At 63.6% G+C, this 21780-nt stretch carries 19 protein-coding genes; 13 read left to right on the plus strand and 6 right to left on the minus strand.

The window, feature by feature from the left end:
• Positions 1–42 precede the first annotated feature (42 nt).
• On the minus strand, positions 43–1509 hold the full coding sequence (locus tag JQ611_RS04870) for an amidase (RefSeq protein WP_212464680.1): 1467 nt from the start codon (positions 1507–1509) through the stop codon (positions 43–45).
• A 52-nt stretch (positions 1510–1561) separates the two neighbouring features.
• Between JQ611_RS04870 and JQ611_RS04875 the strand changes: the two genes are divergently transcribed.
• Positions 1562–2413 (plus strand): alpha/beta hydrolase, encoded by an 852-nt coding sequence (locus JQ611_RS04875; protein ID WP_212464681.1) that lies wholly within the window; start codon positions 1562–1564, stop codon positions 2411–2413.
• A 126-nt stretch (positions 2414–2539) separates the two neighbouring features.
• Here JQ611_RS04875 and JQ611_RS04880 read toward each other — a convergent pair whose 3' ends face one another.
• On the minus strand, positions 2540–3316 hold the full coding sequence (locus JQ611_RS04880) for an SDR family oxidoreductase (RefSeq protein WP_212268390.1): 777 nt from the start codon (positions 3314–3316) through the stop codon (positions 2540–2542).
• Between the two features lie 191 nt (positions 3317–3507).
• Between JQ611_RS04880 and JQ611_RS04885 the strand changes: the two genes are divergently transcribed.
• Positions 3508–4581, plus strand: a complete 1074-nt coding sequence (locus JQ611_RS04885) for a tartrate dehydrogenase (protein WP_212268388.1) — start codon at positions 3508–3510, stop codon at positions 4579–4581.
• 162 nt (positions 4582–4743) lie between these two features.
• Here JQ611_RS04885 and JQ611_RS04890 read toward each other — a convergent pair whose 3' ends face one another.
• From JQ611_RS04890 to JQ611_RS04900, 3 genes are read right to left on the minus strand one after another with little or no spacing between them, the layout of a single operon-like run.
• Positions 4744–5658, minus strand: a complete 915-nt coding sequence (locus JQ611_RS04890; RefSeq protein WP_212464682.1) for an NAD(P)-dependent oxidoreductase — start codon at positions 5656–5658, stop codon at positions 4744–4746.
• A gap of 25 nt (positions 5659–5683) precedes the next feature.
• Positions 5684–6934: a Zn-dependent hydrolase gene (locus JQ611_RS04895; RefSeq protein ID WP_212268385.1), complete on the minus strand. Its 1251-nt coding sequence runs from the start codon at positions 6932–6934 to the stop codon at positions 5684–5686.
• 40 nt (positions 6935–6974) lie between these two features.
• Positions 6975–7892 (minus strand): LysR family transcriptional regulator, encoded by a 918-nt coding sequence (locus JQ611_RS04900; protein WP_212268383.1) that lies wholly within the window; start codon positions 7890–7892, stop codon positions 6975–6977.
• A gap of 119 nt (positions 7893–8011) precedes the next feature.
• Here JQ611_RS04900 and JQ611_RS04905 point away from each other — a divergent pair, with 119 nt between their 5' ends.
• The 6 genes from JQ611_RS04905 to JQ611_RS04930 all read left to right on the plus strand — a co-directional run bounded on the left by JQ611_RS04905 (position 8012) and on the right by JQ611_RS04930 (position 13461).
• Positions 8012–8833 (plus strand): putative hydro-lyase, encoded by an 822-nt coding sequence (locus JQ611_RS04905; protein WP_212464683.1) that lies wholly within the window; start codon positions 8012–8014, stop codon positions 8831–8833.
• 81 nt (positions 8834–8914) lie between these two features.
• Positions 8915–10159 (plus strand): ABC transporter substrate-binding protein, encoded by a 1245-nt coding sequence (locus tag JQ611_RS04910; RefSeq protein ID WP_212464684.1) that lies wholly within the window; start codon positions 8915–8917, stop codon positions 10157–10159.
• 24 nt (positions 10160–10183) lie between these two features.
• Positions 10184–11062, plus strand: coding sequence for a branched-chain amino acid ABC transporter permease (locus JQ611_RS04915; protein ID WP_212464685.1), 879 nt, complete (start codon positions 10184–10186; stop codon positions 11060–11062).
• A complete protein-coding gene (locus JQ611_RS04920; RefSeq protein WP_212268375.1) occupies positions 11062–12042 on the plus strand; it encodes a branched-chain amino acid ABC transporter permease in 981 nt (326 codons plus the stop codon). The genes JQ611_RS04915 and JQ611_RS04920 overlap by 1 nt, the downstream gene beginning before the upstream one ends.
• Entirely contained in the window at positions 12039–12773 is a 735-nt protein-coding gene (locus JQ611_RS04925) for an ABC transporter ATP-binding protein (RefSeq protein ID WP_212268373.1), read from the plus strand. Before JQ611_RS04920 ends, JQ611_RS04925 begins: the two co-directional genes overlap by 4 nt.
• Positions 12757–13461 (plus strand): ABC transporter ATP-binding protein, encoded by a 705-nt coding sequence (locus JQ611_RS04930; protein WP_211997511.1) that lies wholly within the window; start codon positions 12757–12759, stop codon positions 13459–13461. Before JQ611_RS04925 ends, JQ611_RS04930 begins: the two co-directional genes overlap by 17 nt.
• Positions 13462–13619: 158 nt before the next feature.
• Here JQ611_RS04930 and JQ611_RS04935 read toward each other — a convergent pair whose 3' ends face one another.
• Entirely contained in the window at positions 13620–14285 is a 666-nt protein-coding gene (locus tag JQ611_RS04935) for an aldolase (protein WP_212268371.1), read from the minus strand.
• 36 nt (positions 14286–14321) lie between these two features.
• Between JQ611_RS04935 and ltnD the strand changes: the two genes are divergently transcribed.
• The 5 genes from ltnD (at position 14322) to JQ611_RS04960 (ending at position 21520) form a co-directional block, all read left to right on the plus strand.
• Positions 14322–15314: an L-threonate dehydrogenase gene (ltnD, locus tag JQ611_RS04940; protein WP_249132926.1), complete on the plus strand. Its 993-nt coding sequence runs from the start codon at positions 14322–14324 to the stop codon at positions 15312–15314.
• 24 nt (positions 15315–15338) lie between these two features.
• Positions 15339–16121, plus strand: coding sequence for a 2-oxo-tetronate isomerase (gene otnI / locus JQ611_RS04945; protein WP_212268369.1), 783 nt, complete (start codon positions 15339–15341; stop codon positions 16119–16121).
• Entirely contained in the window at positions 16118–17395 is a 1278-nt protein-coding gene (otnK, locus tag JQ611_RS04950; protein ID WP_212268367.1) for a 3-oxo-tetronate kinase, read from the plus strand. The genes otnI and otnK overlap by 4 nt, the downstream gene beginning before the upstream one ends.
• Before the next feature lie 176 nt (positions 17396–17571).
• Positions 17572–19263, plus strand: a complete 1692-nt coding sequence (locus tag JQ611_RS04955) for a methyl-accepting chemotaxis protein (protein ID WP_212464686.1) — start codon at positions 17572–17574, stop codon at positions 19261–19263.
• Positions 19264–19492: 229 nt separating this feature from the next.
• Positions 19493–21520 (plus strand): methyl-accepting chemotaxis protein, encoded by a 2028-nt coding sequence (locus JQ611_RS04960; protein WP_212385995.1) that lies wholly within the window; start codon positions 19493–19495, stop codon positions 21518–21520.
• Positions 21521–21780 lie beyond the last annotated feature (260 nt).

A 21780-nucleotide genomic window follows, 5' to 3' on the forward strand; every position in this document is an offset into this window, starting at 1 on the left:
CTCATTCGTGACGATGCATCGACGATTTGAGGGAAAGACGCGTTACCTCGGCGCGCGCGGCTCGATCGGCGTGGTGCCGCGGACGCCCAGAATATCTTCCAGCGCCTTTGCGCCGGCCAGGAGCTGCGCCTCGCCGCGCGGCTTGGCCACCATCTGCAGTCCGACCGGCAGGCCCGAGGCCGTAAAACCGCACGGCAGCGACAACGCGGGGCAACACACCAGCGTGATCGCGTAGACGATGCCGAGCCACTCGACATAATTGTCGAACTTCTTGCCGGCGCACTCGGCGACGTAGCGGTTCTCGACCGGGAACGGCGCCACGATGGTGGCGGGCGCCAGCAGCAGATCGTACTTGTCGAAGAATTCCAGCGTGCGTGCGGTCATCGCGACGCGCTGCGCTTCGGCGCGCTCGAGCTGCTCGACGGTCAGCTTGAGGCCTTCCTCGATGTTCCAGATCACTTCGGGCTTGAGCTGGTCGCGCTTGGTGCGCAGCAATTGCGCCTTGCTCAGCGCGAAGTCGAACGCGCGCAGCACGTGGAAACATTCATGGGCCTCACGCAGATCCGGATGGGCTTCCTCGACGATGACCCCAAGCTCGGCGAAACGCTGCGCTGCCTTGCGGGTAATGGCAGCGACTTCAGGGTCCACAGGGGTGATACCGAGATCGGGCGAATAGGCGATACGCTTCGGCTTGTTGCCGGCGCGCACGGCGGACAGGAACGAATTCGGCAGCACCGGCAGCGACAAGGGATCGCCGGGATGTTCACCGCTCATCGCGTCGAGCAGCAAGGCGACGTCTTCGACATTGCGTGCCATCGGGCCCTGGACGCCGAGGTTGCGGTCGATTGCGGCCGCGAGCGTGTGCGCGACGCGACCGATGCTCGGCCGCAGCCCGACGATGCCGCAGAAGCTTGCGGGGTTGCGCAGCGAGCCGCCCATATCGGAGCCGTGGGCGAGCCAGGCTGTTCCGGTGGCGAGCGCCACCGCCGCACCGCCCGAGGAGCCGGCGGCGGAGCGGGAGGTGTCCCAGGGATTGCGCGTCGCGCCGAACACTTCGTTGAACGTGTTGGCGCCGGCGCCGAATTCCGGCGTGTTCGACTTGGCGTAGATCACGCCGCCATTGTTTTCGAGATGCTCGACCAGAATGTCCGATTTCGCCGGGATGTTATCCTTGTAGATCGGCGAGCCCTGCGTGGTCAGCACGCCCTCGACCGCTGTGAGGTCCTTGATCGGGATCGGCAGGCCCGCGAGCAGGCCGCGCTCGCCGACCGGCTTTTTCATCAGCGTTTTGGCGCGGTCGCGGGCGCGGTCGAAGCACAGCGTCGGCAGCGCGTTGACGGGGCCGTCGACTTCGGCGATCCGCTTTTCCAGCACGTCGAGCAGATCGAGTGGCGTGACTTCACCCGCTCTCAGTTTGCCAACGATGGCACACGCCGTCTCTCGCACCAGCCCCTGATCAGCCACTTTTCTCTCCGCAGTTTCTTGGTCGTGAATGGTGCTGTAGAACATTTTTTGGCAAAGTGGAAACGCGCCCACGTCGTGGCTGCACTGGAGATTTGGAATGCCGGCATTGTTTTCTGCGCTGGACTGGCGCGCGATGAGCCAGCAAGACCGCGATCTCGGCTTCAATAATGGCGTCGCCGTGCCCGGTGCCATCGAACTGGTCGCGGGCTGGGAGCAGCGCTCCGCCCACATGCGCAAGCGCTTCCCCGGCCAACTCGACCTCCGCTACGGCCCGCGCGAGCGCAACCGGATCGACTTTCTCAAGGCAGCCGACAAGGCGCCGACGCTGCTGTTCATCCATGGCGGCTATTGGCAGACGCGCGCCAAGGAGGCCTTTACGGTGTTCGCCGAAGGCCCGATGGCGCACGGCATCAATGTAGCGCTGATTGGCTACACGCTTGCGCCGGATGCGACGCTCGACGAGATTGTCGCCGAAATCCATTCCGGCATCGATTATCTCACCGGACAATTGCCGGCGCTCGGTGCGGCCGGTGACGATATCGTGGTGTCCGGCTGGTCCGCCGGTGGCCATCTCACCTCGATGGCGCTGTCGCATCCGTTAGTGAGGGCCGGGATGGCGATATCGGGCATTTTTGACCTCGAGCCGATCAGGCACAGCTATCTCAACGAGAAACTGAAAGCCGACGAGGCGACGTCGCTCCGCAATTCGCCGGTGAAGCAGCCGGGCGGTCCGCTCAAGCCGCTGTCGCTGGTGGCCGGCAGCGCCGAGCTGCCGCTGCTGCGCAAGCAGACCGCCGACTTCGCTGGCCACCGCGCCAAATACGGATTGCCGGTGACCTATGAGGAAATTCCCGGCGCCGACCATTTTTCGATCATGCACGAGATGATGGCGCCGACGGGCCGCATCACGACGCTGATAAGGCAGTTGTTTGAAAGGACGGCAGGTTGATGTGCCCGTCATTCCGGGGCGATGCGAAGCATCGAACCCGGAATCTCGAGATTCCGGGTCTGGTGCTAGCGCACCATCCCGGAATGACGAACTTAACTTCACTCGCAATGACGGCGGTTGATCGCGCTACCCCCACCCCGCGCTGATCCCGCCATCCACCGTGTAAATCACGCCCGACGTATACCCCGAGCGGTCCGAGGCCAGGAACGCCATCAGGTCACCGATCTCGCGGGCATGGGCGGGGCGGCCGAGCGGCAGGCCTTTCTGGAATTCCTTGTAGCGGTTCTCGTCGCCGAACTGGTTTTTGGCGCGGGTCTTCAGCAGCGTGACGTGGCGGTCGGTGCCGACGGGGCCGGGATTGATGCCGACCACGCGGATATTGTCGGCGAGGCTCTTGCCGCCTAGTGCACGCGTGAACGCCATCAAGGCCGCATTGCCCGCGCTGCCGCAGATATAATTCGCGTCGAACTTTTCGCCGGCGGCACCGATGTCGTTGACGATGACGCCATGGCCGCGCGCCTTCATCTGCGCATAGACCGCGCGGGTGAGGTTGATGTAGCCGAACACTTTCAGTTCCCAGGCGTGACGCCAGGTGGCCTCGTCGATCTTGTCGATCGAGCCGCCCGGGATATCGCCGGCATTGTTGACGAGGATGTCGATGTCCGACGTATCCTTCACCAGTTTCTCGGTGTCGGCCGGCTTACGCAGATCAACGACATGCACCGAGGCGTCGATCTGGTGGTTCGAACGCAGGCGATCTGCCAGCGCCTTCAATTGCTCGCCGTTGCGGGCGGCCAGCCTGATGTCGCAGCCTTCCTCGGCGAAAGCTTCGGCCGCGGCGGCGCCAATGCCCTTGGAGGCGCCGGTGATCAGGACGCGCTTGCCGCGCAAATGCAGATCCATGGGAATTCTCGCTTCATGAGGGGTATCGGGGGAGTGGTCTGCGAAATTGGTAGGCGGTCGGCCCATCAGCGGTCAACATTGCACTGCAGCGTTGCACCCGCGCGCCGTTTGGTCCATTGCAAGGCCATCAACAGGCCGTGTCTGGTGCATGGCGCACGACCCAAAGAGCAAGCCACCCAAGGATTTCAAGGATGAGCAAAAAAACCTATCGGATCGCGGTTATTCCCGGCGACGGCATCGGCAAGGAAGTGGTGCCGGAGGGCTTGCGCGTTCTTGAGGCGGCCGCGAAAAAGCACGGCGTGGCCGTGCATTTCGATCATTTCGACTTCGCCTCCTGGGACTATTATGAAAAGCACGGCGAGATGATGCCGGAGGACTGGAAGGCCAAGATCGGCAAGCACGACGCGATCTACTTCGGCGCGGTGGGCTGGCCTGCCAAAATTCCCGATCACATTTCCTTGTGGGGCTCGCTGATCAAGTTCCGCAGGGAGTTCGACCAGTACGTCAATCTGCGCCCGGTGCGGCTGATGCCCGGCGTGCCGTCGCCGCTCGCCAACCGCAAGCCCGGCGATATCGATTTCTGGGTGGTGCGCGAAAATACCGAGGGCGAATATTCTTCCGTCGGCGGGCGCATGTTCCCGGATACCGACCGTGAATTCGTCACCCAGCAGACGGTGATGACGCGCGTCGGCGTCGATCGCATTCTCAAATTCGCATTCGATCTCGCAGCGTCACGCCCGAAGCAACATCTGACCTCGGCGACCAAGTCCAACGGCATCTCGATCACGATGCCCTATTGGGACGAGCGCGTGGAGGCGATGGCGAAGAACTATCCCAAGGTGAAGTGGGACAAGTATCACATCGACATCCTCACCGCGAATTTCGTGCTGCATCCGGACTGGTTCGACGTCGTGGTCGGCTCCAATCTGTTCGGGGACATCCTCTCCGATCTCGGCCCGGCCTGCACCGGCACCATCGGCATCGCGCCGTCGGGCAACATCAACCCGGAAGGCAATTTCCCGTCGGTGTTCGAGCCGGTGCACGGCTCGGCGCCTGACATTGCCGGGCAGGGCATCGCCAACCCGATCGGCATGATCTGGTCGGGCGCGATGATGCTGGAGCATCTCGGCGAGAAGGAAGCGGCGGCCTCGATCGTCGGCGCCATCGAGCGCACGCTCGGCGAACGCACGCTGCGCACCCGCGATCTCGGCGGCAACGCCGACACGACCGCCTGCGGCAAAGCGGTCGCGGATATGGTGGATTGATTTGTCGCGTCGTCCCGGCGAACGCCGGGACCCATACGCCGTGGCGGTCGTTATTGTAGCAGGTGTCCGCCGCCTTGCCTTAGCGGATAGCACAACGCGATATGGGTCCCCCGATGCGCAATTGCGCATCTGAGCTCAAGGCCGGGACGACGGGGATAAATCCTATTTCCCCTTCGCGATCCGCCGGCAGTGCTCCAGCGCCGCCCCGATCAGATTCTCGCTCGCCTCCGGTGTGCGGAACGCAGAATGCGCCGACAGCGTGACGTTGGGCAGCTTGGTCAAGGGATGATCCGCCGGCAGCGGCTCGATGTTGAAGACGTCGAGGCCGGCATGGCGGATCTGGCCTGATTTCAGGGCCTCGATCATCGCTTCCTCGTCGACGATGGCGCCGCGCGCGGTGTTGACGAGGATGACGCCGAGCTTCATCGCCTCGATACAGGCACGCGAAACCATCCCGCGCGTCTCGTCGTTGAGCAGCAGGTGGATCGAGATGACGTCGCTCTCGCTCAGCAGCTCATCGAGTTCGACGAACTCGACCTTCGGGTGCTTCTTGGGTGACCGGTTCCAGGCGATTACGCGCATGCCGCTGCCGAGCGCGATCCGCGCGACTTCGGCTGCGATGCCGCCGTAGCCGATCAGCCCCAGCGTCTTGCCGGTCAGTTGCATGGCGTCATCGCGCAGCCAGTTGCCGGCGCGGATCCCGCGATCCATGCTGGCGAGGCCGCGCGCGCCTTCCCACATCAGCGCGATGGCGCATTCGGCCACGGCCGTGTCGCCATAGCCCTTGATCAGGTGCACCTCGATGCCGAGTTCGGCGAGCTCTTCCGGATTCATGTAGCTGCGCGCGCCGGTGCCGAGGAACACCACGTGCTTCAGCCCGGTGCACTTTTTCGCAATCTCGGTCGGCAGCGCGGTGTGATCGACGACGGCGATTTCAGCGCCGTCGAGCAAGGCCGGATACTGAGCCGAGGTGATGTCGGGATCCCTGTTGATACGGACCTTGGGGTCACCGGGTTGTTCCAGCCGCTCGAAGATCACGGCCAGCGAATCATTGGCATCGACAAAAACACCGCGCACGGCAGTCCCTCCGGTTTTGATTATTTTATGACGCCACGCCGGCAAGCGCCAGCACGGTATGCATCAGGACGTTGGCGCCGGCGGTGCAATCGGCCTGCGTGGCGTCTTCCAGCTCGTTGTGGCTGATGCCGTCCTTGCAGGGCACGAACACCATCGCCGCCGGCATTACCGTATTGAGGTTGCAGGCATCGTGGCCGGCGCCGGAGGTGATGCGGCGATGCGAATAGCCCAGCGCGGTGGCGGCGTTCTCGACGGCGTCGACGAGTTTCGGATCGAAATGGGTCGGCGGCTTGCGCCAGACCAAGTCGAGCTTGACGTCGACCTTGCGCCGGACCGCGATCTCGGTGATCGCCGCGCGCAAATCCCTGTCCAGCGCATCCATGATCGCGGCGTCCGCGCTGCGGCAATCCATCGTAAAGGCGATTTCGCCGGGAATGACGTTGCGCGAGGGATTGGCGATCACGGCCTCGCCGATGGTACCGACCGCCTTCGGGCCGTGTTTCCTGGCGGTTGCTTCCATCGCCAGCACGATTTCCGACAGCGTCGCCAGTGCGTCGCGCCGCAACGGCATCGGCGTCGAGCCGGCATGGCTTTCGAACCCGGTGATCTTGCCGTCGTACCACAGCACGCCCTGGCCGGAATCGACCACGCCGATGGTCTTGTTCTCGGCTTCGAGAATCGGGCCTTGCTCGATATGCAGTTCGACGAAGCTGGAGAATTTCTGCCGGCCGACCGGGCTCTCGCCGCGATAGCCGATGCTGTCGAGCGCCTCCGCCACCGTGACGCCCTCGGCATCCTTGCGCGACAGAATGTCGTCGGTGGTGAAATCACCGACATAGGCGGCCGACGCCATCATCGCCGGCGCAAAACGCGAGCCTTCCTCATTGGTCCAGTTGCAGATGCAGATCGGCGTCTCGGTCTCGATACCGGCATCGTTGAGGGTGCGAACCACTTCAAGCGCGGCGAGCGTGCCGAGTATACCGTCGAACTTGCCGCCGGTCGGCTGGGTGTCGAGGTGGGAGCCGACGCCGATCGGCGCCTTCGACATGTCGCGCCCCTTGCGCAGGCCGAACATCGAGCCGAGCGCGTCGACGTGACACTCGAGGCCGGCGGCTTCGCAGGCTTTCCGGAACCAGTCGCGGACCTGCTTGTCCTCAGGTCCGAGCGTCAGCCGCCGCACGCCGCCTTTGGGCGTTGCGCCGAATTTGGCGGTTTCGTGAATGGTGTCCCACAGCCGGGCGGAATCGATTTGCAGGTTGGATGCGATTTTGGTCATTGAGCCATTCCGGTCTTGATTGATGCTCACCCGATCCGCTTCAATGACGCGCCTGCAGCGGCGCGTCAACAACGACGCCGCCCTGCGCGAGCGAGGCCGCCAATTCGGCCACCCGTTCGACCGCGATGGTGTCCGGAGAGGCCAGCCAGCTCGCCGAAAACGTCAACAATGGCATCTGCAGGTTGGTCGACAGCAATTGCAGCCTGCCATCCGCGATTTCGCTTTCGACGATCGCCGTTGGAATCACCGCAATGCCGAGGCCTTCGATCGCCATGTGTTTGACTGTTCCGAGCGAGGCGCTGGCGTGCAGGCGCATCGGTGGCAGGTCGGGTCGGTTGAACAGCGACCGGACGATTTCGTAAGGCGGCGTCTTGCGCGGAAAGGTGATGATGGGAAATTTGGCGAGGTCATGCACCGACAGCCGTTCCTTGCCTAGTCCGAGCGAAGGACTGGCAAGGAATCCAACCGAATAATCGCACAGCACCCGGTTGCTGATGGTCGGCCCCGTCACCGGCCCGAGCAGGAACGCCAGTTCGATCTCCTGCGCCAGCAGCCGGTTGCGCAAATTCGAGGTGATGTCGACTTCGATCTCGAGCGAGAGGTTGGGATAGGTGTGATTGACGCTCTTGATCAGCTGCGTCAGGAAGGTGTGGACGATGGTCTCGGCGACGCCGAGCCGCAGCACGCCGCGCATCGCCGAGTGGTCGCCGACCACAGCCAGCATTTCCGAACGCAGCCCGATCAGTTTCTCGGCATAGACCAGCAATTGCCGGCCGCTCGGTGTCGGCATCACCATGCGGCGCTCGCGCTGTAACAATCTCACGCCCACCTCGCGTTCGAGCTGGGCGATCCGCTGCGAGATGGCGGGCTGGGTGGTGTTGAGCTTCTGCGCAGCACCGCGAAAGCTGCCGAGCGTCACCACCCACATGAAGGTCTCGATTGCCTTGAAATCGACCATGCACCCTCTGCCCGCATATCGATAAATTAATTTTATCGATCTTGATTAAAAATGACGATTAGACATTATAATAGCCATATGCGGGAGTAGATGTCGACCTGATTGGAGCTGTTGCAACGATGACCAGCTTGGCAAAGACGGAACGACCCGGCCTCGATACGGCGAATTTATCGCCCAGCGTCGCCGCCCGGCACGCCTGCCGGACCGGCATGGCCACCACCACGGCCGGTGTCGCCAACGGCTTCGTGCAGGGCAATCTGGTGATCCTGCCGGAAAAACTCGCGGCGTCGTTTCACCGGTTCTGCCAGCTCAACCCCAAACCGTGCCCGATCATCGGCATGTCCGATGTCGGTGATTTCAGAATTCCCTCGCTCGGCCTCGACCTCGACATCCGCACCGACCTGCCGCGCTATCGCGTCTGGCGCGACGGCGAAGTGGTGGAAGAGCCGACCGACATTACCGCGCACTGGCGCGACGACCTGGTGGCGTTCGTGATCGGATGCTCCTATTCATTCGAGGAAGCGCTGCTGGCGGACGGCCTGCCGATCCGCCACATCGAGCGCAATGTGCGCGTGCCGATGTACCGCACCAACATCGCCTGCGGCGCGGCGGGCCCGTTTGCGGGTCCAATGGTGGTGTCGATGCGGCCGTTCAAACCGGCGGATGCGATCCGCGCCGTGCAGATCACCTCGCGCTTTCCTTCGGTGCACGGTGCGCCCGTTCATCTCGGTCATCCGCATTCGATCGGGATCGCCGATGTCAACAAGCCCGACTACGGCGACGCGGTGCCGGTCGGGGACGACGAAATTCCGGTGTTCTGGGCCTGCGGTGTGACGCCGCAATCGGTGATCGCGGCGGCCAAATTGCCGTTTGCGATCACGCATGCGCCTGGATTGATGCTGGTGACCGATTTGCAGAACAAGGCGCTTGCCGTGCTTTGATGCAGCTCGTGCCGATCATTGAGGCTTTACCGTAACCGCCAACCGCTTCATCGATGTCAGCCGTTCAAAAGGGGATTTGCAATGACGATCACGCGCCGCAATGTATTGCTTGGAGCCACCGCTGCCGCCGCTCTCGCGCCGATCGCGGCCCGCGCGCAAACGCCCGAAGTGGTGATCGGCGTCACCTATCCGATGTCCGGCGCCAATGCGCAGATCGGCGTCGACGCGCAGCACGCCTATGTCACCGCCACCGACATCATCAACAACAAGCATGATTTCGAGCTGCCGCTGGCAAAGGATGCCGGATTGCCTGGCCTCGGCGGTGCCAAGATTCGCCTTGTGTTCGCCGACCATCAGGGCGATCCCCAGAAGGGCCGTGCCGAAGCCGAGCGCCTGATCACGCAGGAGAAAGTCTGCGCCATCATCGGCAGCTACCAGAGCTCGGTGGCGGTCACCATCAGCCAGATCTGCGAGCGCTATCAGACCCCGTTTGTCTCGGCTGACAACTCGTCGCCGAGCCTGCATACCCGTGGCCTGAAATTCTTCTTCCGCGCCGCGCCCCACGACGAAATGTTCACCAAGGCGATGTTCGACTTCTACGACGCCTTGAAGAAGAAGGGCACCAAGATCGAGACGCTGGCCCTGTTCCACGAGGACACCATCTTCGGAACCGACTCCGCGAACGCGCAGCTCAAGCTTGCGAATGAGCGCGGCTACAAGATCGTCGCCGACATCAAGTACCGTTCCAACTCGCCGTCGCTGTCGGCAGAGGTCCAGCAGCTCAAGTCGGCGAACGCCGACGTGCTGATGCCCTCGAGCTACACCACCGACGGCATCATGCTGGTCAAGACCATGGCCGAGCTCGGCTACAAGCCGAAGGCCATCGTGGCGCAGGCCGCGGGCTTTTCCGAAAAGGCGCTGTACGACGCGGTTGGCGACAAGCTCGAGGGCGTCATCACCCGCGGCAGCTTCTCGCTCGATCTCGCCGCCAAGCGGCCGATGGTCGGCAAGATCAACGATTTGTTCAAGGCGAAGTCGGGCAAGGACCTGAACGACAACACCTCGCGCGAGTTCATGGGCCTGATCGTGCTGGCGGACGCCATCAACCGCGCCAAGTCGACCGACGGTGAAAAGATCCGCGCGGCGCTGGCCGCGACCGAAATCCCGGGCGAGCAGACCATCATGCCGTGGAAGCGTGTGAAGTTCGACGATCTGGGCCAGAACAACGACGCCGATCCGGTGCTGCTGCAATATATCGGCGGCAAGTTCGTCACCATCTCCCCGCCGCAAGGCGCGGTCGCCGAGGCCGTCTGGCCGATGAAGTAACGGTCGGACACGGGGGCGGGGGACATGACAGCCGAGACCATTATCCAAAGCCTGGCGAGCGGCCTCCTGATGGGGCTGCTCTACGGGATGATTGCGGTCGGCCTCGCGCTGATCTTCGGCCTGATGGACGTCGTGAATTTCGCCCATGGCGAATTCCTGATGATCGCGATGTACGCGTCGTTCTTCCTGTTCGCGTTCTTCGCGATCGATCCATTGTTGGCGGCGCCGCTGGTCGCTGCGGCGTTGTTCGTCTTTGGCGCCGTGGTCTATCTGCTGATCGTACGCTTCGCGGTCAGGGCAAAGGCCAATGCCGGCATGGTGCAGATCTTCTCCACCTTCGGGCTTGCGATCGTGATGCGCGGCGTGGCGCAGTTCTTCTTCACGCCGGATTACCGCAGCGTCACCCATTCATGGCTTGGCGGCAAAACCATCTCGATCGGCGGCATCTTCCTGCCCCAGCCGCAACTGATCGGCGCGGCGGTGGCGATGGCGGCCTTCGGCGGGCTCTACTTCTTCATCAACCGCACCGATTTCGGCCGCGCGCTCGAAGCCACCCGCGAGGATGCCGGCGCCGTGGCGCTGGTCGGTATCGACAAGAACCGCGTGTTCGCGCTCGGCTGGGGCCTCGGTGCAGCGCTGGTGGGTCTCGCCGGCGCCATCATGTCGATCTTCTTTTATATTTATCCCGACGTCGGCGCGTCGTTTGCGCTGATTGCCTACGTCACGGTGGCGCTGGGCGGTTTCGGCAGCGTGTTCGGGGCCTTTGCCGGCGGCATCATCGTCGGCCTGGTCGAAGCCACCACCGCATTGATCCTGCCGCCTTCGCTGAAGTCGGTCGGCATCTATGCGGTTTATCTCCTGGTCGTGTTCGTGCGGCCGCGCGGTCTGTTCGGGTCGATGTGATGGATACGGATTTCGCAAAACGCCGTCGCCGCGACCTGATCGTCGCATTCTGCCTCGCCGCCATCGCTGCCGTGGTGCCGCTGTTCGTCAAGGACTCCTACGTCCAGAACATCATGGTGCTAACGCTGATGTGGGCGGCGCTGTCGCAGAGCTGGAATATCCTCTCCGGCTATTGCGGACAGATCTCGCTCGGTCACGCGCTCTATTTCGGGATTGGCGCCTATACCACGACGCTGCTGTTCACCAAGTTCGGCGTCCTGCCGTGGTTCGGCATGCTCGGCGGCGGCCTGATATCGGCTGTCATTGCGATGGGGCTGGGCTATCCCTGCTTCCGCCTGCGCGGACATTATTTCGCGATCGCCACCATCGTCATTGCCGAGATCGGGCTCTTGCTGTTCCACAACTGGGATTGGGCGGGCGCGGCATTGGGCATCGAGATTCCCGTGCGCGGCGACAGCTGGCTCAAATTCCAGTTCGCGCGCAGCAAGCTGCCGTACTTCTACTTTGCGCTGGCGCTGGCCTGCGTCGCCTGGTTCGTCACCTGGTGGCTGGAGGATTCCAAATGGGGCTATTGGTGGCGCGCGGTGAAGGACAATCCGGACGCCGCTGAAAGCCTTGGTGTCGTCGTGTTCAATTCCAAGATGGGCGCAGCCGCGGTCTCGGCGTTTCTGGTCGCGGTCGGCGGCAGCTTCTATGCGCAGTTCGTCTCCTATATCGATCCCGAGAGCATCATGGGCTTTCACATCTCGCTGCTGATGGCGCTGCCCGCGGTGCTCGGAGGCATCGGCACGCTGTGGGGGCCGATGCTGGGGGCCGTCATCCTGATTCCGGTCACGGAATTGACGCGGTCCTATGCCGGCGGTTCCGGCCGCGGTGTCGATCTGATCGTCTATGGCGGCCTGATCATCGCGATCTCGCTGGCGCGGCCGCAAGGCCTGGTCTCGCTGTTCACGCCTAGGCGCAAGGAGGCGACGCGATGAGCACGCCCTTGCTGGAAACCCGCGGCGTCTGGCAACGCTTCGGCGGGCTCGTCGCCAACAGCGACGTCTCGATCTCGGTCGGGCGCGGCGAGATCGTCGGCCTGATCGGGCCGAACGGCGCCGGCAAATCGACGCTGTTCAATCTGATTGCGGGCGTACTGCCGCCGACGCAAGGGACGATCTGGTTCGACGGCGAAGACGTCACCGCGCTGCCGGCAGCCGAGCGGTGCGTGCGCGGTGTGGCCCGGACCTTTCAGGTCGTGAAAAGCTTCGAGACCATGAGCGTGATCGACAATGTCATCGTCGGCGCGCTGATGCGAAACACCGTGATGCGCGTAGCGCGGCAGAAGGCCCATGAAGTGCTGGAGTTCTGCGGCCTGGCCGCGCGCGCCAATGTGCTCGCCAGCGATCTGGTCCCGTCGGAAAAACGCCGCCTCGAAGTGGCGCGCGCGCTGGCGACCGAACCAAAACTGCTGCTGCTCGACGAATGCCTGACCGGTCTTACGCCGCTCGAGGCCCAGACCGGCGTCGAACTGGTACGCAAGGTGCGCGACACCGGCGTTACCATTCTGATGGTCGAGCACGTCATGGAAATCGTGATGCCGCTGGTCGATCGCGCCATCGTGCTCGATCTCGGCAAGGTGCTGGTCGAGGGCAAGCCAGCCGACGTCGTTCGCGATCCGAAAGTCATCACCGCCTATTTGGGGGATCGTCATGCTGTCGGTGCATGAAGTCACCACCGCCTATCAGGGGCTGGTCGCGATCTCGGCTGTCACGATCGAGGTCGCCAAGGGCGAGGTCGTCTGCGTCGCCGGCGCCAACGGGGCCGGCAAGTCGACGCTGCTGAAATCGATCGCCGGCGCCGAGCGTCCGCGTTCCGGCACCGTCACCTTCGACGGCGAGCGGATCGACGGCCTGGCGCAGCATGTCATTACCTCGCGCGGCATCGCCTATGTGCCGGAAAACCGCCGGCTGTTTCCGCGGCTCTCGGTGCGCGACAATTTGCGGCTCGGCAGTTACCTCTATCGCGGCGAAGCCGACCGCGAGGCGCCGCTGGACCTGGTGTTCAAGCTGTTCCCTCGGCTGTCGGAGCGGCTGGATCAGCGCGCCGAAACGCTTTCGGGCGGCGAGCAGCAGATGCTGGCGATCGGCCGCGCGCTGATGACGCGGCCGCGGCTCTTGATGCTCGACGAGCCTTCGCAGGGCATCATGCCGAAGCTGGTCGATGAAATCTTCCAGGCGGTGAAACGCATCCGCGACACCGGCATGACCGTCTTGATCGTCGAGCAGCGGATGGCGGAGTGCCTCGAAATCGCCGACCGCGCCTACATCCTGCAAACCGGCCGCGTGCTGATGCAGGGCAGCGCGGCTGACATCAGGACCAATCCGGATGTAAGGAAGGCGTATCTGGGATTGTAGTTGTGTGAGCGGTGATGGGAGGCCTCTCCACGTCATTGCCTGCGACAAACGCGAAGCGTTTGCGCACGGGAGCGCAGCGACGAAGCAATCCATCTCTCCGCACGCGGCCGCCATGGATTGCTTCGCTACGCTCGCAATGACGGGGCTGGCGGCAATGGCTAATCGTGCTCGTGCCCATGCTCCGGCAGCACCAGCCCGAACACCTTCGTCAAATCCGCCACCTGTTCCGGTGACAGATACCGCGGGTTCAGCCCGCGCAGCAGCAGATACAATTTCGCCGTCTCTTCCAGTTCCTCGATCGCGAACACCGCGGCTTCCAGCGTGTCGCCCGATACCACCGGCCCATGATTGGCCAGCAGCACGGAAGAATATTTGCCGGCCAGTCCCTTGATGGCGTCCGCCACCGCCGGATCGCCGGGCCGGAAATACGGCACCAATGCGGTCTGGCCGCATTTCATCAGGTAATAGGGCGTCATCGGCGGCAATGCGGCGCGGGGATCGATCTCCGGCAGCATCGAGAGCGCCACCGAATGGGTCGAATGCAGATGCACCACGGCGCGCGCGGCGCTGCGGGTCTGATAGAGGGCGGTGTGCAGCGGCACTTCCTTGGTCGGGGCGTCGCCGGAGAGGAGTTTGCCGTCGGGCCCCAGCCGCGACAGCCGGGCCGGGTCGAGCGAACCGAGCGAGGCGTTGGTCGGGGTCACCAGCCAGCCACCATCGTCGAGCCTGACGCTGATATTGCCCGAGGAGCCCGGCGTCAGCCCGCGCTCGAACAGCGAGCGGCCGAGGCGGCAGATTTCCTCCCGAATCCTTGTCTCGCTCATGGCCCAAACCCCGTTTCGCGAGCCTTTTCTCACGCTTTGGCAGCGCGGCCAAGCCGTGATACCCAGAGGCAAAGCCGCAAGGGTCAGACTCCAAGAGCACAAGGAAACGCCACAATGCCAGAATCTGCAAAACCGCGCGCCGCCGTCATCGGGCTGGGCTCGATGGGCTTTGGCATGGCCACCTCGCTGCGCCGCGCCGGGTTTGAGGTGACGGGCTGCGACGTCTCGGCGGAGTCTGTGGCGCGGTTCGTGGCCGACGGCGGCAACGGTGCCAAAACCCCGGCGGAGGCGGCCAAGGCCGCCGATATCGTCGTCAGCGTCGTCGTCAACGCCGCGCAAACCGAAGCCATCCTGTTTAGCGCCAATGGCGTTGCGGAAACCCTGGCCAAGGGGGCGGTGTTCATCTCCTCCGCCACCATGGATCCCGATGTAGCGCGGCGGCTGGCGAAACAGCTCGAGGAAACCGGCCGGCTCTATCTGGACGCGCCGATCTCCGGCGGTGCGCAGCGCGCGGCGCAGGGCGAACTCACCATTCTGGCCTCGGGCAGCGCCGCCGCGTTCGCCAAGGCGCGCCCGGCACTCGATGCGATGGCGGCCAAACTCTATGAGCTCGGCGATGCCGCCGGGCAGGGCGCCGCGTTCAAGATGATCAACCAGCTATTGGCCGGCGTGCACATCGCCGCGGCCTCGGAAGCGATTACGTTTGCCGCCAAGCAGGGCCTCGACATCAAAAAGGTCTATGAAGTGATCACGGCCTCCGCCGGCAATTCCTGGATGTTCGAGAACCGCATGCCGCACGTGCTCGATGGCGACTACGCGCCGCGCAGTGCGGTGGAGATTTTCGTCAAAGACCTCGGCATCATCCAGGACATGGCTCGATCGGCGAAATTCCCGGTCCCGGTCGCCGCCGCCGCGTTGCAGATGTTCCTGATGACGGCGGCCTCCGGCATGGGCCGCGACGACGACGCCTCGGTGGCGCGGATGTATGCCCGCGTTACCGGCACGCATCTGCCGGGCGAGCCGAAATAATCGCGACACACAAGAGGACAGAACATGCCCCGCTTTGCCGCCAATCTCACTATGATGTTCAACGAGGTCCCGTTCCTCGACCGCTTCGACGCCGCCGCGAAAGCGGGCTTCACCGCCGTCGAATTCCTGTTTCCCTATGAGCATCCGGCCGACGAAGTAGGCTCGCGGCTCAAGGGCGCCGGGTTGACGCAGGCGCTGTTCAACCTGCCGCCGGGCGACTGGAATGCCGGCGAAAAGGGTTTTGCGGCGCTGCCGGAACGTTTCGACGATCTCAAGAACAGCCTGCAGACCGCGCTGCCCTATGCGCAGGCGACCGGCGTCAAGCGGCTGCACCTGATGGCCGGGATTGCCGACCGGGGCGATCGCAAGGCGGTAGAGGCCTTCTACAAGTCGGTGGCCTGGACGGCCGAGTTCTTCGCGCCCCATGGCCTCGACGTGGTGATCGAGCCGATCAACTCGCGCAACGTGCCCGGCTATTTCCTCAACGATTTTGGCTTCGCCCGCGACCTGATCGTGGAGCTGAAGATTCCGAACCTGAAGCTGCAGTTCGACATCTATCACTGCCAGATCATCCATGGCGACGTCACCATGCGGCTGCGCGAGATGATGCCAATCATCGGCCATATCCAGATCGCCAGCATCCCCTCGCGCAACGAACCCGACGGCGAGGAGTTGAACTATCCGTTCCTGTTCGCTGAGCTCGACCGGCTCGGCTATGGCGGCTTTGTCGGCTGCGAATATAACCCGCGCGGCAACACCACCGACGGCCTCGGCTGGTTCAAACCCTACGCCGGAGCAAAATCGTGAAATTGTCTTTGGGCTGCATCGCCGACGACTACACCGGCGCATCCGATCTCGCCAACACGCTGACGCGCTGCGGCCTGCGCACGGTGCAGACTATCGGCGTGCCCTCTGACGATCTCGCGCTGCCGGAAGTCGACGCGGTCGTGGTGTCGCTGAAGAGCCGCTCGATCGAGGCGGGCCTGGCCGTCACGCGCTCGCGATCGGCGGAGAAATGGCTGCGCAGCCGTGGCGCTGATCACGTGCTGTTCAAGATCTGCTCGACCTTCGATTCCACCGACGCCGGCAATATCGGTCCTGTGATGGATGCGCTGCGCGGCGACTCCGGCGATGCCATCGTGCTGGTGACGCCGGCCTTTCCGGAAACCGGCCGCACCGTCTATCAGGGCAATCTGTTCGTTGGCGCCGTGCCGCTGAACGAAAGTCCGCTGAAGGATCATCCGCTCAACCCGATGCATGATTCCAATCTGGTGCGGGTGCTGGCGCGCCAGAGCCAGACGAAAGTCGGACTGGTCGACCTTGCAACGCTCGCGCGCGGGGAAGCTTCTGTGCGCGCGCGTCTTGCCGATCTCGCCGGCAAAGGCATCGGCGCCGCCATCATCGACGCGGTGTTCGACCGCGATCTGGAAACCATCGGCAACGTCGCGCTCGATCATCGATTGTCGGTCGGCGCCTCCGGCATCGGGCTCGGCCTCGCGCGGGCGATGATGGCTTCCGGCAAGGCTAAATCGAACGTGACAAAGGCGAACGCCGATGCGCCGGTCGGCGGACCGGCCGCGTGCCTGGCCGGCAGTTGTTCGCAGGCGACGCTGCAGCAAATTGCCAATGCCGAAAAGGCGATGCCGGTTTTGCATCTCGATCCCGACCGCGTCGTCGCTGGCGCGGATGAGGCGCGGCGAGCGCTGGCGTGGGCAAAGGAGCGAATCGGTGACGGCCCGCTGCTGATCGCGAGTAGCTCGACGCCGGATCAGGTCGCAGCTCTGCAATCCCGGCATGGCCGCGATGCAGCCGGACATGCCATCGAGCAGGCGATGGCCGACATCGCGGACGGATTGGTGCAGTCCGGCGTGCGCCGGCTGGTCGTCGCCGGTGGTGAAACTTCAGGCGCCGTGGTCGATCGCCTGGGGATTCCCGGCTTCCTCGTCGGCGCAGAAATCGCTGCAGGCGTGCCGGTTCTGCGCGCGGTGGGCGCGAAAAACGGCGAGATGCTGCTTGCACTGAAATCGGGCAATTTCGGCGGCGCCGAATTCTTTTCCGACGCACTCAAGCTGATGCGCTGAGCGTCCTACGCTATTCATTTCTCAGAGACTTCTGTCGCGTACCGTATTTTTACGGTGCGCCAAATTAACACAACCTGAGAACGAATAAGATTCTGCTGCGTGTAAGGGCGTCGACTTAACCCGCCCGTCGCAACCGGCGCGTCTTGCGCGCGTCCAAAACCAAGAGATTCCAACCCATGCTTGCCAAGTACTCGATCCGCGCCAAAATCATTACTGTCGTTGCCTTCCTGCTGGTCGCGATGACGGGCATGGGCCTGCTGGCGGTCCGCAACATGCGGGCAATGAACGCCGACACCGTTGATATCACGACCAACTGGATGCCGAGCGTTCGCGTGCTCGGCGACCTGCGCGCCGGCGTCATCACCTACCGCAACGTGATCCGCGAGCACATGCTGGTCGGGACGCTGGAAGGAAAGCAGGCCCAGGAAAAAACCCTGGCGAGCGTGGTCGAGAACAACAACAAGATCCGCGCGCTCTACGAGCCGATGATCGCCTCCCCGGAGGAGCGTGCGCTCTACAAGGAATGGTCCGACCTCTGGGAGCGATACAAGAAGGGTACCGAGGAAGTAATGGCGCTGTCGCGCAGTGCCGTCGGCAAGGTTCCGCTCGAGGCGCATGAAATGAACTCGAAGACGGTCAACAAGATCGGACTCGAGGCCGACGCCGTCCTGAAGAAGGACATCGACCTCAACAACGCCGGTGCCGACCGGGCGGCTCAGAGCGCGGCTGACAGCTACGCGTCCGCCTTCATGATGCTGGCGGTGATTCTCGGCGTCGCCGTCATCACCGGCATTGCCGTCAGCATCTACCTGGTTCGCGACGTCTCAACCGGCATCGCTTCCATCGTCACCCCGATGCAGGCACTGGGCAAAGGCGATCTCAGCGCGGAAGTTCCGCATCAGGGCGAGAAGACCGAAATCGGCGCCATGGCAGACGCCTTGCAGGTGTTCAAGCAGGCGCTGATCGCGAAGAAGGCTGCCGACGAGGCCGCGGCCCTTGACGCCGAAGCCAAGATCGAGCGCGGCCGCCGGGTCGACGGCATCACCCGCAATTTCGAATCTGTCATCGGCGAGATCGTTCAGACCGTGTCGTCAGCTTCGACGCAGCTCGAAGCCTCGGCCGGCACGCTGTCGGCGACCGCCGAACGTTCGCAGTCGCTGACGACCGCGGTGGCGGCGGCCTCCGAGGAAGCTTCCACCAACGTGCAGTCGGTGGCGTCAGCGACCGAAGAACTGTCGTCGTCGGTCAACGAGATCAGCCGCCAGGTGCAGGAATCGGCACGCATGGCGACCGACGCCGTCGGCCAGGCCCGCGTCACCAACGACCGGGTCAGCGAATTGTCGAAGGCGGCGAGCCGGATCGGCGACGTCGTCGAACTCATCAACACCATCGCAGGCCAGACCAATTTGCTGGCGCTCAATGCCACCATCGAGGCGGCGCGCGCCGGCGAAGCCGGCCGCGGCTTCGCCGTCGTGGCGTCGGAAGTGAAGGCGTTGGCCGAGCAGACCGCGAAAGCCACCGGCGAGATCGGCCTGCAGATATCAGGCATCCAGGCCGCGACCCAGGAGTCGGTCAACGCAATCCAGGAAATCAGCGGCACCATCGAGCGGCTGTCGGAGATTTCGTCGACCATCGCCGCCGCGGTGGAAGAGCAGGGGGCCGCGACACAGGAAATCTCCCGCAACGTGCAGCAGGCGGCGCAAGGCACCCAGCAGGTCTCGGCCAACATCACCGACGTCCAGCGCGGCGCCAGCGAGACCGGCTCGGCTTCCTCGCAGGTGCTGTCGGCGGCGCAGTCGCTGTCCGGCGACAGCAACCGCCTCAAGCTCGAAGTCGGCAAGTTCCTGGATTCGGTCCGGGCAGCCTGACACCCGGCCGATCACCGGCGAAGAGCCCGGCTCCCAAAGGGGGCCGGGCTTTTGCGTTCTGCAACCTTGCAGCGAAATCCGGTTGGGCTACTCGGTAGCCTCTACTGAGCTAAAATTAACCAGTCTTGTTTACAAGAGCACCATCTTTACGGCGCGCGCGCTGTTCGGTGGTTCCCGCTGGCCATCGCCGACTGCGCGTTTTGGGGAAATTTGGGGTTCGCTGACAATGATCAAGCTCAATCGCATCGGATATAAGCTGGGCCTGGCCGGCGCCGTCGGCATATTGCTGGCGGGCGGCATGGTGGCCAACCAGATGATGTCGGAACGGGCGATCGAGGCGGCAAACAGCCGTGCGGATCGCTCGCAGCGGGTCATCGACGCCGCGATAACAGCTAATTTGAACGGACGGCAGATCGAGCTTGCCGCGCGCAACATCCGCCTGTCGACAAAGGCCGCGGACGTCGAAAGGAACGCGGCTGAGCTCAATCGATTGAAAGCCACTGAAGCCAAGGCGTTGGATGACGCGCTGGCGATTGCGGCGATACCGGAGATCAAGCAGCGCCTGGAGAAAATCAGGTCGCTGATGAATTCCTACACGACTGGCGTCGATGAGCTGGCGAAGACGCAGCTCAATCTTCTCACGGTGATCGACAAGCGCTCGGCGATTTCGGCTGAATGGACCAAGGCGATCGAGACCCAATTGGCGTCACCCGCGCTGGCCAAGCTCGACAACAAGCTCGAGATCGAAAAGCTGCTGCATATGGCCGACGCCAAGGTCAACGCGTTGCGAGCCATGGTCTGGCGGCTGGGCGCCACCGGCGATGTCAGCCTGATCGCCCAGATCGCCAAGACCCAGGCCGCGCTCAAGGCCAATTTCAACCTGTTGCGGGGCGAGGCCGATGACCGCGATCTGCTGGTGGTGGTCAGTTCGCTGGATTCGATCGTCAAACGTTTCCTGGCCGCCAATGACGAAGTGGTCAAGATCGAGGAATTGAAGGCGGACATTGTCGCCAACCGCACCGTCAAGTTTGCCCAGGAGGCGGGCACGCAGATGGATAGCCTGGTCGAAATAGCGCGAAAGAACTACACCACATCGAAGGAAGAAGCCGCCGCCGAGACCGAACGGGCCAGCACGGTCAGCCTCGCGATGGGTATCGTGGTGATTATCGCGCTGTTTGCATCGATGGTGTTTTCCTTCCTTGGGATCTCCCGTCCGATGATGCGCCTGAACGGCGCGCTGGGTGAGATGGCCGGCGGCAACCTCGACGTCGTGATTCCCGGCGCCAGGCGCGGCGACGAAATCGGCGACCTCGCCAAGACGGTCACGATCATCAGAGAGAATGCCGAGCAGAAGGCCCGCGACGAAGCCGAGACGAAGATCAAGCAGGACCAGATCGCCGCCCGGCAGCGCAAGGACGACATGATCAAGCTCGCCGATAACTTCGAGACGGCGGTCGGCGAGATCGTCGAGACCGTGTCGTCGGCCTCGAGCGAACTGGAAGCCTCCGCCGGCACGCTGACGTCGAACGCCGAGCGCGCCCAGGAACTGACCACGATGGTGGCCGCAGCCTCCGAGGAAGCTTCCACCAACGTGCAGTCGGTGGCGTCAGCGACCGAAGAGTTGTCCTCCTCGGTCAACGAGATCAGCCGTCAGGTTCAGGAATCGGCGCGGATGGCCACTGCGGCCGTCGACCAGGCCCGCACCACCAACGACCGCGTCAGCCAATTATCGAAGGCGGCGAGCCGGATCGGCGACGTCGTCGAGCTGATCAACACCATCGCCGAGCAGACCAATCTCTTGGCGCTCAACGCCACCATCGAAGCGGCGCGGGCCGGCGATGCCGGCCGTGGTTTCGCGGTCGTGGCGTCGGAAGTGAAGGCGCTGGCCGAGCAGACCTCCAAGGCCACCGGCGAGATCGGCCAGCAGATATCAGGCATCCAGGCGGCGACCCAGGACTCTGTGAACGCGATCAAGGAAATCAGCGGCACCATCGAAAAGCTGTCGGAGATCTCCTCGACCATTGCCGCGGCCGTGGAAGAGCAGGGTGCTGCGACGCAGGAAATCTCCCGCAACGTGCAGCAGGCCGCCCACGGCACCCAGCAGGTGTCCTCCAACATCACCGATGTGCAGCGCGGCGCCTCCGAGACCGGCTCCGCCTCCACGCAGGTTCTCTCCGCCGCGCAATCATTGTCGGGCGACAGCAACCGTCTCAAGCAAGAGGTCGGCAAGTTCCTCGACTCGGTGCGCGCGGCCTGACCATAACGGGATGACGATACGAAAGCCCGGCCTCCCGAAGGGGCCGGGCTTTTTGCATTTGGTTGCCTGCGTTTGCGGAACGGTGGGCTCCGTACTTCTACCGTACCTCAACCCGCCATCCGGCTGGTCGGCGTGCTGCCCGGCCCGAGCCGGGGCCAGCAGCTATGCCAAGGAAGTGAAGGACTGCTGCGCTGCCCGCGTTGGCTATTTGGCCCCGGTTCGGCTAAATCAGCGCGGTTGAACTGGCCTTTTTGGATGCC

This window comes from Bradyrhizobium sp. AUGA SZCCT0182, from assembly GCF_018130185.1.
GTDB lineage: Bacteria > Pseudomonadota > Alphaproteobacteria > Rhizobiales > Xanthobacteraceae > Bradyrhizobium.